Raw genomic sequence first — 15,632 nt, 5'->3', positions numbered from 1 at the left:
ACCGGGAACTATGCCATGAGCAATTCTGAAAACCTTTACAGCGCTGCACGCCGGGTGATCCCCGGCGGCGTCAATTCTCCTGTTCGCGCCTTTACCGGCGTCGGCGGCACGCCGCTGTTCATTGAGCGCGCCGACGGTGCCTGGCTGTATGATGTCGATGGCAAAGCCTATATTGACTATGTTGGCTCCTGGGGGCCGATGGTGCTGGGGCACAATCATCCGGCAATCCGTAATGCCGTCATCGACGCTACCCAGCGTGGATTGAGTTTTGGCGCGCCGACCGGCATGGAAGTAAAAATGGCCGAGCTGGTCACCGAACTGGTCCCCACGATGGACATGGTACGGATGGTAAACTCTGGCACCGAAGCCACAATGAGCGCGATTCGCCTGGCGCGAGGCTTTACCGGCCGGGACAAAATTATCAAATTTGAAGGCTGCTATCACGGTCATGCAGACTGCCTGCTGGTAAAAGCGGGTTCCGGCGCGTTAACGCTCGGCCAGCCTAATTCCCCCGGTGTGCCGGCTGATTTCGCGAAGCACACGCTGACCTGCACGTATAACGATCTTAGCTCGGTGCGCGAGGCATTCGAACAATATCCGCAGGATATCGCCTGCATTATTGTCGAGCCGGTAGCAGGCAATATGAACTGCGTGCCACCGCTGGCGGAGTTTCTGCCGGGCCTGCGTTCATTGTGCGATGAATTTGGCGCACTGTTGATTATTGATGAAGTGATGACCGGCTTCCGCGTCGCGCTGGCTGGCGCACAGGCTTATTACAATGTGGTTCCCGATCTGACGTGTCTGGGTAAAATCATCGGTGGCGGGATGCCGGTCGGTGCGTTTGGCGGACGTCGCGAGGTGATGGAAGCGCTGGCCCCGACCGGCCCGGTCTATCAGGCCGGCACGCTTTCCGGCAACCCTATTGCGATGGCGGCAGGTTTCGCCTGTCTGACTGAAGTTGCCCAGCCGGGTATTCATGAAACGCTGGATGCGTTAACGACGAAACTGGCTAATGGATTGCTGGAGGCTGCGCAGGATACGGGTATTCCGCTGGTGGTGAATCATGTAGGCGGAATGTTCGGGATTTTCTTTACTGAGGCAGCAGCGGTGACCTGCTACCAGGATGTTGTCACTTGCGACGTTGAGCGCTTTAAGCGATTCTTCCACCTGATGCTGGAAGAAGGCGTTTACCTGGCACCCTCTGCGTTTGAAGCCGGCTTTATGTCCGTGGCACACAGTGAAGACGATATTAATAACACTATTGACGCTGCGCGACGGGTGTTTGCGAAACTGTGAGTGTCTGGCCCTGAGGGTTGTGTAAAGGGGCATAACCAAGAGTGCATATCAGGACGTTTCCCCCTCACCTCACCCTCTCCCTGAGGATGGGGTGAGGGGGAAACAACGCCTGCCGGACTCACCCGCTACCGGCTTTGCTTTCTCAATAAATAGACAAAATACGGCGCGCCGATAAACGTTGAAAGCAGTCCTGCCGGGATCTGAAACGGAAACATCACCATTCTGCCGCACCAGTCGGCAAACACCAGAATCAAACCACCAACCAGCGCCGAGATAACAATATGCGGAATAGTGCGGCGGAATCCCATCATCCGGGCAATATGCGGTGCCATCAGACCAATAAAGCTTAGCGGCCCGATGGTCAGGGTGGCAGTAGCAGTTAGCGCCGAGGCGAGCAGCAGCAAGGCGATGCGCGACGGGGTTAATGCCACACCTACCGAGCGGGCTGTATCGCCGCCCAGCGGCAGGATGGTCAGCCAGCGGCTGCACAGCGGCACCAGCGCCAGCAGAATAATCATGATCGCAAAGGTTTGCACCGCCTGAAGCCCGGTAGCGCTGTAGGTGGAGCCGGAGATCCACGTCAGGATCTGCGCCATGCGCGGATCGCCGCTGGCTTGCAGCATCATCAGCAACATCGTAAACGCGGTACTGAGCGCCATCCCGGCCAGCAGCATGCGATGCGGGGAGAAACCGCCGCGTCCGGCAGCAAGCATAATGATCAGCAGCGTACCGGCCGCGCCGAGGCTGCCGGCCGGCAGCAGCCAGCCGAAGGCATTGCCGGGCACCAGAAACAGCATTAATACAATACCGAATGCCGCACCGGAGCTGATCCCCAGCACTTCCGGGCTGGCCATCGGGTTACCGGTCAGCCGCTGAATAATACAGCCCGCGACCGCCAGTAAGATCCCGGCGAACAACGCCACCAGAATGCGCGGCCAGCGCCACGGCATTAATTCACGCAGCATATCGCCGCTGGCCCACTGCCAGCCCTGCGCATCGCGCCCAAAAGCAAGTGCGGCAAACACCGCCAGCAGCAGAACGATAAGCCCGATCCCCACATAGCGCATCACATGCTGGCGCTCAATGGCAACAGTGTCTCCGGCGTTCATGGCCGGCGCGCTCATACTGCGCAGGCGCGGCAGCAACCATAGCAGCAACGGCGCACCGATAAGCGCGGTCACCGATCCGGTTGAGACTTCCATCCAGACCTGCGTCAGCCAGATAACCACCTGGTCGGAAAGCCAGAGGATCAGTGCCCCAATCAACGGGGCCAGCAGAAGGCGGGAAAGAAGCCGACGCGCGCCCAGCATTTTCGCCAGCAGCGGCGCAAACAGGCCGATAAAACCGATGATGCCCACCGCGTTAACCAGCAATGCGCTGATGACGATAGCCAGCGTTAGCGCCGCCAGCCGCGCCAGCGACAGTGCCAGACCAAGATTACGCGCCACGCCATCGTCCAGCCCCATCAGGGTTAACGGACGCAGTAACAGCACGGTCAGCATGACGCCGCCGAGCAGCTGCGGCCACAGCCGCTGAACAATGCTCCAGTCGGTCTGGGTCAGCGTACCGGTACTCCACAGGAACATACTCTGTAGCTGGTCGTGATGGAAAAGGACCAGAAGCTGATTAATTGCGCCGCAGTAGAGACTGACCACCAGCCCCGCGAGGATCAGCGTTACCGGCGAGAGCCGTTTACCCCATGCGACGCCAAACACCAGCGCGCCCACAATGCAGGCTCCCGCCAGAGCAGCAAATTGGGAGACCATTACGCCAGGAATAGCCCATAGCGCAATAATGGTCATGCCCAGTTGTGCGCCGGTTGCTACGCCAAGCGTGGTGGGTTCTGCCAGAGGATTACGCAGTACCTGCTGGAACAAAACCCCGACCAGTCCAAGACCGGCGCCGACCAGCAGAGATATCGCCAGACGCGGCAACAGGCTGTAGTGGAATAACATCTGCTCCACGACATCAATGTTGGGCGTCCACAGTGCCTCATGCCACTGCGCACGTGGCAGAGCCTGGGTGAGATTAAATCCGGTCAGCGCGAGGGAAATAATAAACAGTAATAGCAGCAGTCCCGCCGGTAAGGGGGCGATTTTAGGTTTCATGCTTTCCCTCCCAGCGCACTGTCCAGCACGCGGGCGAAGTGCATCGCAGAGAGCGTGGCACCGTAAAACCAGACGGCCGGAACGCGCTGAAAACGACCGCTGCGGACAAACGGCATGGATTGCCACAGCGGCGTGGCGGCCAGCTGGCGCATTTCCACGTCGTTACCGTGATCGAAGCATAATACATCCACATCTTTAAAAGCGGCCAGGCGATCGACGCCAATCGGCGTACTGCCCCAGAAAGTCGATTCGCCATGCCAGGCATTTTTAATACCGTAGCGATCGAGCACTTCCTGAAACAGACAGTTTTGCCCAAACACCAGTACATGCCGTACATCCATCACCGTGATCATCAGGAGCGGACGGTCGCCGCGCCCGGCAAAACGGGGGATCAAGGAATCAATAAAACTGTCAAAGTCGGCCAGATGTTGCGTGGCTTCTTTTTGACGACCAATAAGCTCAGCCATTTCCATCAGCGAACCGCGCGCTTTCGCCAGCGGTTTTTTACCGTCGCTAAAGGTAAATCCGCGCCCCGGTGCGATTTTTGCCAGCTGCGTATCCGAAGGACCGTAGCCTGCCGACCAGACCAGGAACGACGGTTTCATTTGCGCCAGCAGTTCAAGGTTCGGTTCAGTACGCAGCCCCACATCAATCACCGATTCCGGGAGGGAGGGATCGTTAACCCACAGATTGTAATTTTGCACGTCGGCGACGCCGTAAGGCATCACGCCCAGCGCCAGCAAAAGCTCGACCGGCAGCCACTCCAGCGCCACAATACGGTGCGGATCGACACCGCTCGCCCGGGCCGTATTCATGTGCCACATGAGCGGTGAGAGCGCCATCGCCGTCAGCAAGCGCCGACGCGTCATTGAAGTTAACATCGTCATCAGTAAACAAAGCTCACCGGAGCTGCCCCCGCTGGATGCGGCAGAATCCCCATTGGAATACCGTAAATTTGCTCCAGCGTGTCAGCCCGCATCAATGCTTCCGGCGTCCCCTGAGAAATCATTTCGCCGCCGCGCAGCGCTACCAGATAATCACAGTAGCGGGCCGCCATATTGATATCGTGCAGCACGGCAATGACCGTTAGCCCGCGCTGCTGGCTAAGACGATGTACCAGGGCCAGCACGTCGACCTGGTGCGCAATATCCAGCGCCGAGGTCGGTTCATCAAGAAGCAGGCAGCGGCTATCCTGCGCCACCAGCATGGCAATCCACGCCCGCTGGCGCTCACCGCCGGAGAGGCTATCCACCAGGCGGTGGGCCAGCGGTTTTAATCCTACCAGCGCGATGGCGTCATCGACTTTCTGCCGATCGGCAATGCCAAATCGTCCCAGCGCCCCGTGCCACGGATAGCGCCCGATAGCCACCAGTTCACGTACTGTCATCCCTTCTGCCTGCGGCAACTGCTGCGGCAAATAGGCCACTTTGCGGGCAAATGCCTTGCTGTTCCAGCTCATTAACGGCTGGCCATCAAGCAGAATATCTCCGTCTGAAGGCGGCTGATGGCGTCCGAGCATTTTAAGCAGCGTGGATTTACCGGATCCATTATGCCCAATAAGCCCGGTCACTTTTCCGGCCGGAAAGGTCAGCGAAAGTGGGTGCAGCAACGTCCGTCCCGGCACGCGGAACGTCACGTCAGACAGTGAGAATGTGGTATCGGGTTGGGAGATTTTTTCCTGCATGTTAGCCAACTTGACAGATAAAAAAGGGCACGCCGCAACGTGCCCTTAAAGGAGAATTAGAAACGGAAAGTCGCGGTGGCAACCACCTGACGCTCTGCCCCCCAATAGCATGCATATTCGCTATAACAGCTGGAGACGTATTCGCGGTCAAAGATGTTATTCACGTTGACGCCGACTGAAGAACCCGGCATTCCAAAGCGTGCCAGGTCATATTTTACCGTCGCATCTGCGATGGCATAATCCGCAACGTTGAATGACTGGTAAGCCTTTGGCGATGCGGCTGAATAGTAAGAAACGGTATTGCCAACATAGCGAGTACCTGCACCGACGGTCAGACCGCTCAGCGCCGTTTCGTGGAAAGTATAATCTGCCCACAGTGAGGCCATATTACGCGGAATCTCTGCCGGACGACGGCCTTCATACCAGGTATCGTGCGTGTATTCTGCATCGGTGTAGGTGTAGGACGCCGTCAGGTTGACGTTAGCCGATACCGCCGCTTTCGCTTCCAGTTCAACACCACGCGAGCGAATTTCACCCCCCTGCACGCTAAAGCCACTGGTTGGGTTCGCCGGATCGGCAGTCAGATTGTTGTTTTTGGTCAGCTGGAATACCGCTGCCGTGACGACAACAGGTCGATCTTTCGGTACGTATTTTACGCCCGCTTCATATTGCTTACCGCGTGACGGATCAAAGGGCTGACCGCCCTGGGTGACACCCGAGAGCGGCTCAAATGATTCGCTGTAGCTAAAGTATGGTGTAATACCATTATCAAACAGATAGTTAATACCCCCACGCCATGTAAATGCCCGATCGTTAATTTCAGCCGTCGTATCTGAGGAACGGGTCAACGTTGACGTTTTAGCAAAATCATAACGTCCGCCAAGAGTAAGCACCCACTTATCCCATTCCGCCTGATCCTGGGCATACAGGCCCGTTTGTTCCTGACGATTTAGCACGGCATAGGGGAAATTCACGTTGATATTCGCATTGTCGTGCTGCGGGTTAGTCATGCTGATAGGATCAGCGCTACCGTAGTCAGCATCAATATCGTTACGCATGCGCAGGTAATCAACACCCGTTAACAGAGTATGATCGACCGCGGCGGTTGCAAATGTAGACTGCAGCTGCGTATCAACGGTGAACGCGTTAAGATCTTCATCAGAGCGCACGTAGGCACGGCTGATTTGCGCCGGGGCGATATAGCCGTTGCCGTAAACAGAGCGATAGAGCGTATTAACTTTGGTATAGCGCAGGTTTTGACGCACGGTAAAGGTATCGTCAACCTGGTGCGAGAAGCTGTAACCGACCATTTTCTGGCGACGGGAGATCTTGTTATCCGCATCCCCTTCGTTAAAATCGGTCGGCAGTTTGTGCGCGTGTCCGTTGGCATCATAATAAGACGTTACGGTCCCTTCCCGCGGCAGCCAACCGTAATAGCCCGCATCGGGATCGCTCTGGAAGTTGCTCAGGAAAGTGAAATCCGTTTTATCGTCCGGACGCCAGCTAAAAGCAGGGGCAATCGCGTAGCGGGTGGATTTGACCCTCTCCTGCTGCGCATTTTCACTGTGCCCCAGTCCTGTCAGGCGGTATGACCATACGCCGTCGTCATCAATCGCATCGCTGAAATCAAACCCGGTTTGCCACAGGTTATCGGTACCCATTTTAAACTGAACTTCTTTCAGCGGCTCGGTAGTTGGACGCTTGCTGACCATGCTGACCACGCCGCCCGGATGGCTTTTACCGTACAAAACGGACGTTGGACCGCGCAGCAGTTCGACACGTTCAAGGAAATATGGGTCCATAGACACTTCAGAGTAGTTATCACCCTGTAGTTTCATACCATCCAGATACTGGTTGGTATTCACGGTAGTGGACGTGGTGAAGCCACGAATAGAAACCACATCATACGTTGTGGACGCACCGCGTGTCGCAAAGACGCCAGGCGTGTAAGCCAGCGCCTGCTTCACCGTATTCGGCTGCTTCATTTCTATCTCTTCACGCGTGACAACAGAAATAGACTGCGGTGTTTTTTCAATCGGCGTATCGGTTTTGGTGGCCGTTGCCGATCGCTTTGCGGCGATGGTCGGTGCCGGTCCCCAGGCGCTTTCCTGCGCGGCAGGTGCTGCGGTGACGGTGAGGGTTTCTTCTTTCGGTTCAACCGCTGCCTGTGCATAGACAGACATGCCGCTAACCGCTGTGGCTACTACAACTGCGAGTGCACGCAGTGAGGAGTTTGGCTGAGCAGTTTCAGGACGCGCCATGGGTATATCTCTGATAAAAAGTGAATGATAACGTAAACGAGAATTATTATTATGACCGCAGCATAATATTCGAAACGCTGAACGCATAGCAAGCAATATGCGCCCCTGGAAAAACTAAGGGGATAATAAATAACCAGATAAGCAGTGTGGCTTAGCAACAAGGCCTTCAGATATAAAAAAGCCCCCGATGGACGGCACCATCGGGGGCATCTACTCATGACACGTTAGTTACCGCCAAACATATCCTTAATCCAGCCGGCAACACCATCGCTCTCTTTTTTCTCCTGCTGAGGCGGCTGTTGCTGCTGCTGTTGTTGCTGTTGCTGCTGCTGTTGTTGCTGCTGCGACGACTGATCGAACGGGTTACCCTGCTGCTGTTGCTGCTGTTGCAACATTTCGCTCTGCTGGCACAGCGCCGTCGGATCGGAGGTCCAGACCGGCAGCACGCGCGATCCACCGCTGCACAGTAAGTTACCGCTGTCGTCCACGCCCATATCGACCACGTCTTCCGGCGGCGTCATTACCAGCGGGATCGGCGACTGGTTAGTCAGATAACGCTGATAGATGGACATCGCACCGCTGGCACCGTACAGCTTCGTTGGCTGGTTATTGTCCCGACCAACCCAGGTGATCACTACTTCACGGCCGTCAATTCCGGCAAACCAGGTATCCACATTATTGTTGGTGGTCCCGGTTTTACCTGCCAGATGCAGGCCAGGATATTTTGCCCCCAGTTGACGACCCGTTCCGCGCTGTACCACCTGCTGCATTGTCCACAAGGTCATGTAGGCAGCCTGAGCCGGAACCGCACGTTCGGCCTGCGGGAAGCTCTGATAAAGCACCTTACCATCTTCTGAAATCACCGAACGCAGAGCGGAAAGCGTTGCCCGGTTGCCGCCGCTGGCAATGGTCTGGAATGCCTGCGCCACTTCAATTGGCGTCAGGTTCAGCGCGCCCAGTAGCATCGCCGGAACCGGATGAAGCTGATCTTCCGGCACGCCCAGTTTTTTCCAGGTGTCCGTTACCGCCGGCAGGCCAAGGGTCATCCCCAGATTTACCGTAGGGACGTTCATGGAGCGCGTCAGCGCATCCACCAGCATCACCTGACCGCTGGCGCTGTACTGATGATCGTCGTTTTGCGGCGACCACACTTTGCCATTTGGCTGACGAAGGGCAAGCGGCGCATCGGCAATCCACGTGTTCAGACGGAAGCGGTTAGGCTGGCTTAACGCGGTTAAATAGGTTGCCGGTTTTGCCAGTGAACCAATCGAACGGCGGGCCTGCATCGCGCGGTTGTAGCCGGCAAACTGCGGCTCTGCACCACCGACCATCGCCCGGACTTCGCCGCTGAAACGGTCAACCACCACCATTGCGGTTTCCAGATCGGCAAGTTTGCGCTGTTTTTTCAGCACCGGAATGCCTTCGGTTGCCGCTTTTTCTGCCGCATCCTGAGCAACGGAGTCAAAGGTCGTAAAGATCTTCACGCCGGAGAGATCTTTGACTTTATCGCCCAGCTTCGCCTGCAGCTCCTGACGGACCATTTGCATAAACGCCGGCTGCGGAGAAATCACCCCACCGCGCGGCTGGACGCCCAGCGGACGAGCGCTCAGCATGTCGTACAGCTCCTGGTCGATCACCTGCTGCTGTTGCAGCAGACGCAGCACCAGATTGCGTCGTTCCAGCGCCAGTTTCGGATTGCGCCACGGATTGTAAATAGACGCGCCCTTCACCATACCCACCAGCAGAGCCTGCTGATCGAGACTCAGTTCTTCCACCGGACGGCCAAAGTAGTACAGGCTCGCCAGCGGGAAGCCGCGGATCTCGTTGTCGCCACTCTGACCGAGATAGACCTCGTTCATGTACAACTCAAGAATACGGTCCTTGCTGTAACGCGCGTCCATCAGCAGCGCCATATACGCTTCGTTCGCTTTACGGGCATAAGAGCGCTCGCTGGAGAGAAACAGGTTCTTCACCAGCTGCTGGGTCAGGGTACTTGCCCCCTGAACCGTTCGCCCGGCCGTCAGGTTGGCCAGTACAGCACGCCCGATGGAATACAGGCTCACGCCATCATGTTCATAAAAATGACGGTCTTCGGTTGCCAGTAAGGTATCGACCAGCAGGTCCGGAAAGCCGTTGCGCGGCACGAACAGGCGCTGCTCACCGTTAGGCGAGGAGAGCATCGTGATCAGGCGCGGATCGAGGCGGAAGAAACCAAACTGACGATGGCTCTCCATATTCTCGATGCTCTCCAGATGATCGCCGTCAAAGGTCAGACGCGCACGCACCTGGCCCTCTTTGCTGTCCGGGAAATCAAACGGACGGCGGATCATTTCGATGCTTTTCGCCTGCACGGTAAATTCGCCCGGGCGCGTCATCGCGGTCACCTGGCGATACTGGGTTGCCGTCAGCAGCTTGATCATTTCGTTTTTACTGATCGCCATATCCGGCTCAAGGTTAACCATGCGACCATACACCGCCGCAGGCAACTGCCAGACCTTGCCATCAATACGGCTACGGATTTTTTGATCCAGATAGACGCCGTAAATAGCAAACAGCACAACAAAGACGATAAATATTTTCAGCAGCAGCCACAACCAGCCGCGTTTGCCGCGACGCTTGCGCCCACCGCCATTGCCTTTACTCCGCGTTTTACGCGGCGGCGGCACATCATCTTCTTCATCGTCATAATCATCGTCATACTGCTGACGGCGAGTCACTTTTTGTTTTGCCGGACGCGCAGGTTTTCCTTTACGTCCAATCGGTTCGCGGTCATTCCCCGCCATGCTTTTTCTCCGCTACGTTCAGGCGTAATGCCTGATTCTCAGTCCTTCCTCCCGCAGGAGAAAGAAGAAATCTCTCAAATGTCATTGCTGCCGGATGGCAGCGTGGCCTTACCGGGTATTTAGCGCAACTACGAATACTTTTTTACACGTCGGGTCGGCGCCGTATTCGCCGGATCGTCAGGCCAGACGTGTTTCGGGTAACGCCCTTTCATCTCTTTTTGTACCTCACGGTACGCGCCCCGCCAGAACGCGCTTAAATCACGTGTGATTTGAAGCGGACGCTGCGCGGGAGATAATAGTTCAAGAACCAAAGGAATGCGCCCCCCGGCAATCGTTGGCGTACTGGCCTCGCCAAACATCTCCTGCATCCGCACCGCCAGCGCCGGAGGATTATCTTCATGATAGCGGATAGCGATCCGACTGCCTGTCGGCACAGTGTAATGCTCCGGCAGCTGACTATCCAGCCGCTGGCGGGATGACCAGTCCAGTAAATGCCCCAATGCCTGCGCGACATCCAGCGTCTTTAGCGCCCGCAGGGAGTGAATGCCTGACAGGACTGGCAACAGCCAGATCTCCATCGTTGCCAGCAGCGACGCGTCATCCACTTTCGGCCAGTTATCTTCCGGCAGCCAGGCGGCAGCGCAGTGTAACCGCAAACGCAGCTGTTGTGCCTGCGCCGTCCAGTTTAATACATTAAGTCCTTTTTCGCGGATGCCATTCAACATCGCCTGATGCAATTCTGCCTCTGACGGCTTCGCCAGCGGTTGAACGCTTAATGTAAGCTCGCCAATCCGGCTGCGCCGCAGGGCTTTCAGCGTTCCCTGCGCATCATCCCACTCTACCGTGTCCGACTGCTGTACCCGCGTCGGGCAGGCGGCGATAAATGTAGTGATATCCAGAGGCAGCGCCAGCAAAATACGTGCATCCGGCGAGGTGCTGCCCTGTAAAAGCAGCGGGGCTATCAGCCATTCATGGCGATTAAGAGGATCGTCGACGTCCAGCACGGCTCCCATCCCGTTTGCCAGCTGATAACGTCCCTCCTGCCCACGTCGACGGGCGATGCGATCGGCAAAACCGCTAGCCAGCAGTATCGCCAGCACATCGCTGTCGGGCTGACCACCTCTGCTGCCCAGCCGCTGGCATAATTGCTGAGTACGTTGTTGCCAGTGAGGCTGGCGGCGAGAAAATGCAAGATTAAGATCGACCGGCCCCCCGCGCGGCGGCTCTTCCAGGATCGCGGCCAGCATCGCTGCGCTGGTCACCTCATCAGCGTTACCGGCCACCGTCAGCATGGCAGCGAGGCGCGGATCGTTACCCAGCGCGGCCATCCGCTGACCGGAAACGGTCAGGCGTTCATTATCCAGCGCGCCAAGCTGCACCAGCAGTCTGCGGGCGGCCGCCAGGTTGGTTGCAGGCGGCGTGTCCAGCCAGGTAAGCTGATGGATATCGGCACAGCCCCACTGCAACAGATCCATTAGCAGGCCGGAAAGATCGCTGTGCAGGATTTCTGCCTCTCCCTGGGCTGCCGCACGCTCCGCCTGCTCTTTACTGATAAGATGCAGGCAAATACCCGGCTCCAGGCGCCCTGCTCGCCCTGCACGCTGCGTCATCGAGGCCTGGCTAATGCGCTGGGTGACCAGCCGCGTCAGGCCGGTACGCGGATCAAAGCGGGCCACGCGCTCCTGGGCACAATCTACTACCAGGCGAATACCTTCGATGGTCAAACTGGTTTCCGCAATATTGGTCGCCAGCACCACTTTGCGCTTTCCCTGCGCGGCGGGCAGGATGGCCTGACGCTGCTCTGACAGCGGCAGCGCACCATAGAGCGGACAGAGCAGCACATCGCCAGCAACGCGCTCTGCCAGCTGTTCCCGTACGCGCTGGATCTCACCGACGCCGGGCAGGAACAGCAGCAGCGAGCCGCTCTCCTCGCGCAGCAGTTCCGCCACGGCTACCGCCACCGCGTCGGCAAAACGCAGATGCGTCGGCAACGGCTGATAACGACGCGCAACCGCAAATGCGCGCCCGGCCGACGAAATTACCGGCGCATCGGGTAGCAATGCCTGAAGACGCGCATTATCGAGCGTCGCCGACATGATCAATAATTTCAAATCGTCACGCAGTCCCTGCTGAACGTCCAGCAGCAGGGCGAGGGCTAAATCAGCCTGCACGCTGCGTTCGTGAAACTCATCAAGGATCACCAGCCCAACGCCGTTAAGTTCGGGATCGTGCTGGATCATGCGGGTCAGTATTCCCTCGGTTACCACTTCAAGGCGGGTCGCCGGTCCGACGCAGCTTTCTGAACGCATCCGGTAACCGACGGTTTGTCCCGGCTTCTCATTGAGCAGTTCAGCGAGCCGCTGGGCGACATTACGTGCCGCCAGACGGCGCGGCTCCAGCAGCAAGATGCGGCCATTAATATCGCCGTGCTGCAATAGCTGAAGCGGCAACCACGTTGATTTTCCCGCCCCGGTGGGCGCATTAAGCAGAACGTGTGCCGCCGATTTTAGCGCACAAAGGAGATCGGGAAGAACGGCAGCAACCGGTAATGACGACACGCATGGCTCCAGAGGGTTAACATTCAGCGGCGGTCATTGTAGCATCGCCACAAACCATAACCGAGTATCCCTGATGTCTGAGTCGAAAAGGCTGTTTTTTGCCCTGCCGCTGCCGGACGAGATCCAGCAGCAGATTATTCACTGGCGTGCGGCTCACTTTTCTCCTGACGCCGGGCGTCCGGTCGCAGCGGCCAATCTGCATTTGACCCTCGCCTTCCTCGGCGAGGTCAGCGCGCAAAAGCAAAATGCGCTGACCTCGCTTGCTTCCCGTATTCATCAGCCGGGATTTACCCTGACGCTGGATGATGCGGGCCAGTGGCTACGCTCGCGTGTAGTCTGGCTGGGAACGCGCCAGCCGCCGCGCGGAGTTCTCCAGCTGGCAAATATGCTGCGTGCGCAGGCTTCCCGCAGCGGCTGCTGGCAAAGCTCGCAGCCGTTTCATCCGCATATCACCCTGCTGCGTGAGGCAAGCCAGGCGGTGGCTATTCCGCCGCCTGGCTTTCGCTGGTCGTTTCCGGTAACTGAATTTGTGCTCTATGAATCACAATTTATTCGCGGTCGCACCCGATACACCCCGCTGCTGCGCCTGCCGCTACAGCCCTGACAAGGAATCTGGATGGAATTCTCTCCCCCACTTCAGCCCGCCACGCTGATCCGGCGCTATAAGCGTTTTCTGGCTGATGTCGTCACCCCCAACGGTGTAGCCCTGACAATACACTGTCCCAATACCGGCGCAATGACCGGTTGTGCGACGCCTGGAGATACAATCTGGTATTCAACGTCAGAAAATGCTAAACGAAAATATCCGCATACCTGGGAAATTACTCAAACCCGGGAGGGGGCATTTATTTGTGTCAATACATTACGGGCTAATGTATTGACCAAAGAGGCAATACTGGCTGGGCGCCTGTTACCGCTCAGCGGCTATAATATTCTGAAAAGTGAAGTAAAATATGGCGCAGAGCGCAGTCGAATAGATTTCATGTTACAGGCAGAAGATCGCTGCGACTGCTATATTGAAGTTAAGTCGGTTACGCTGGCAGAGCAGAACAAAGGCTACTTTCCCGATGCGGTAACCGAGCGCGGCCAGCGGCATCTGCGTGAGTTGATGAGTGTCGCTAAGGGCGGCGAGCGGGCGGTGATGCTGTTTGCAGTGCTTCATTCAGCTATTACCTCTTTTTCACCCGCGCGGCACATTGATGCAACCTATGCGCGTTTGCTGACTGAGGCACAAAACAAGGGCGTAGAAATTCTCGCTTATAAAGCTGAGATTTCTGCTAATAATATGTTGCTGCAATTACCACTCCCCGTCACATTATAGTCAGTTGTGGGAATGGTTAAATTATGTTCTGGACTCGCGTGTAAATACGCTTTTCCTCACAGGGTTGTCAAGAGTGACGTTTAGATAATTGCTATCCGGAAAAGCTTCTGCTATTTATAGCGGCCTGATTTTCCCCCGACTAAGGGGATCGATAGTGCGTGTTAAGGAGAAGCAACATGCAAGAAGGGCAAAACCGTAAAACATCGTCCCTGAGTATTCTTGCCATCGCTGGGGTGGAACCGTACCAGGAGAAGCCGGGCGAAGAGTATATGAATGAAGCCCAGTTGGCGCACTTCAGACGTATTCTTGAAGCATGGCGTAATCAACTTCGGGACGAAGTCGATCGCACCGTTACCCACATGCAGGACGAAGCGGCAAACTTCCCGGACCCGGTAGACCGTGCCGCGCAGGAAGAAGAATTCAGCCTCGAACTGCGTAACCGCGATCGTGAACGCAAGCTGATTAAAAAGATCGAAAAAACCCTTAAAAAGGTGGAAGACGAAGATTTCGGTTTCTGCGAATCCTGCGGAGTTGAAATTGGTATTCGTCGTCTTGAAGCGCGTCCTACCGCCGATCTTTGCATTGACTGCAAAACGCTGGCTGAGATCCGCGAAAAACAGATGGCTGGCTAACAGCGCTGATATTTATGGCGGGAGTCTCTCCCGCCTTAACACTATCCATCACCTCGTACTATGTCTGACTCACACTATATTGGGCGCTTCGCCCCCTCGCCTTCCGGTGAACTGCATTTTGGCTCGCTAATAGCCGCACTCGGCAGCTATTTACAGGCGCGCGCCCGGCTGGGGATCTGGCGGGTTCGTATTGAAGATATTGATCCCCCCCGTGAAGTTCCCGGTGCCGCGAATACCATTTTGCGTCAGCTGGAACATTATGGTTTGCACTGGGATGGCGAGGTTATCTGGCAATCTCGTCGTCATGAGGCTTATCGCCATGCGCTGGAATGGCTACAACAGCAGGATTTAAGCTACTACTGCACCTGTACCCGTGCGCGGGTCCAGAGCGTCGGTGGGATTTATGACGGTCACTGCCGCCAGCGCCAGCAAACCGGTAAAAATGCGGCGGTGCGCCTGCGTCAGCAGCATCCGGTAATCTCTTTTTATGATAATCTGCGCGGCGAAATCCATGCGGACCCACGGCTGGCGCGGGAAGATTTCATTATTCATCGCCGTGACGGACTGTTTGCTTATAATCTGGCAGTGGTGGTTGACGATCGTTTCCAGGGCATTACAGAGATTGTGCGCGGGGCCGATCTGATTGAACCGACGGTACGGCAAATTGCGCTATACCAGCTGTTTGACTGGCCAGTTCCTGAGTATGTTCATTTGCCGCTGGCCTGCAATGAGCATGGCGATAAGCTCTCTAAACAAAACCATGCGCCAGCGTTACCGGAAGGCGATCCGCGCCCGGTAATTATCCAGGCATTGCGCTTTTTACATCAGCCGGATATCCATGCCTGGCAGGATCTCAGCGTGGAACAACTGCTTCGTCAGGCGAGTGACAACTGGTCACTTGCGCACGTGGCAGAAAATCCATCATTCTCAAACGCGCTACGCTGAGCTATGATTAGCCGCTATTTTTTGTTACACAACCGAGGTGCACT

11 protein-coding genes are annotated in these 15,632 nt (G+C 56.6%); 5 read left to right on the top strand and 6 right to left on the bottom strand.

The features are described from left to right. The first annotated feature begins 15 nt into the window (after positions 1–15). Entirely contained in the window at positions 16–1,296 is a 1,281-nt protein-coding gene (gene hemL / locus AC791_RS18705) for a glutamate-1-semialdehyde 2,1-aminomutase (RefSeq protein WP_049841984.1), read from the top strand. Positions 1,297–1,421: 125 nt separating this feature from the next. On the opposite strand, the gene fhuB is transcribed toward hemL, so the two are convergent. From fhuB to hrpB, 6 genes are all read right to left on the bottom strand, one after another. After that, positions 1,422–3,404 carry a Fe(3+)-hydroxamate ABC transporter permease FhuB gene (gene fhuB, locus AC791_RS18700; protein WP_049841983.1) on the bottom strand — a complete coding sequence of 661 codons (1,983 nt, stop codon included), beginning with the start codon at positions 3,402–3,404 and terminating at the stop codon, positions 1,422–1,424. Continuing rightward, a complete protein-coding gene (gene fhuD / locus AC791_RS18695; RefSeq protein WP_049841982.1) occupies positions 3,401–4,291 on the bottom strand; it encodes a Fe(3+)-hydroxamate ABC transporter substrate-binding protein FhuD in 891 nt (296 codons plus the stop codon). Before fhuD ends, fhuB begins: the two co-directional genes overlap by 4 nt. Then, positions 4,291–5,088 (bottom strand): Fe3+-hydroxamate ABC transporter ATP-binding protein FhuC, encoded by a 798-nt coding sequence (gene fhuC, locus AC791_RS18690; RefSeq protein ID WP_049841981.1) that lies wholly within the window; start codon positions 5,086–5,088, stop codon positions 4,291–4,293. Before fhuC ends, fhuD begins: the two co-directional genes overlap by 1 nt. Before the next feature lie 56 nt (positions 5,089–5,144). Next, positions 5,145–7,349, bottom strand: coding sequence for a ferrichrome porin FhuA (gene fhuA, locus AC791_RS18685; RefSeq protein WP_049841980.1), 2,205 nt, complete (start codon positions 7,347–7,349; stop codon positions 5,145–5,147). Positions 7,350–7,573: 224 nt separating this feature from the next. Further along, positions 7,574–10,132 carry a bifunctional glycosyl transferase/transpeptidase gene (gene mrcB, locus AC791_RS18680; RefSeq protein ID WP_049841979.1) on the bottom strand — a complete coding sequence of 853 codons (2,559 nt, stop codon included), beginning with the start codon at positions 10,130–10,132 and terminating at the stop codon, positions 7,574–7,576. Positions 10,133–10,260: 128 nt separating this feature from the next. Further along, a complete protein-coding gene (hrpB, locus tag AC791_RS18675) occupies positions 10,261–12,690 on the bottom strand; it encodes an ATP-dependent helicase HrpB (protein ID WP_049841978.1) in 2,430 nt (809 codons plus the stop codon). Positions 12,691–12,763: 73 nt separating this feature from the next. On the opposite strand from hrpB, the gene thpR reads away from it, so the two are divergent. The 4 genes from thpR to gluQRS all read left to right on the top strand — a co-directional run bounded on the left by thpR (position 12,764) and on the right by gluQRS (position 15,588). Continuing rightward, complete coding sequence (gene thpR / locus AC791_RS18670) at positions 12,764–13,294, top strand: RNA 2',3'-cyclic phosphodiesterase (protein WP_049841977.1); 531 nt, start codon at positions 12,764–12,766, stop codon at positions 13,292–13,294. Positions 13,295–13,306: 12 nt separating this feature from the next. Beyond that, on the top strand, positions 13,307–14,011 hold the full coding sequence (gene sfsA, locus AC791_RS18665) for a DNA/RNA nuclease SfsA (protein WP_049841976.1): 705 nt from the start codon (positions 13,307–13,309) through the stop codon (positions 14,009–14,011). Positions 14,012–14,187: 176 nt separating this feature from the next. Next, the gene (gene dksA, locus AC791_RS18660) at positions 14,188–14,643 is read left to right on the top strand and encodes an RNA polymerase-binding protein DksA (protein ID WP_002463986.1); all 456 of its coding nucleotides are present in this window, start codon (positions 14,188–14,190) and stop codon (positions 14,641–14,643) included. A gap of 60 nt (positions 14,644–14,703) precedes the next feature. Next, positions 14,704–15,588 carry a tRNA glutamyl-Q(34) synthetase GluQRS gene (gene gluQRS, locus AC791_RS18655; protein ID WP_049841975.1) on the top strand — a complete coding sequence of 295 codons (885 nt, stop codon included), beginning with the start codon at positions 14,704–14,706 and terminating at the stop codon, positions 15,586–15,588. Positions 15,589–15,632: the final 44 nt, after the last annotated feature.

Source organism: Klebsiella sp. RIT-PI-d, from assembly GCF_001187865.1.
Taxonomy (GTDB): domain Bacteria; phylum Pseudomonadota; class Gammaproteobacteria; order Enterobacterales; family Enterobacteriaceae; genus Superficieibacter.
This window is presented reverse-complemented; position numbering and strand designations above follow the sequence as displayed.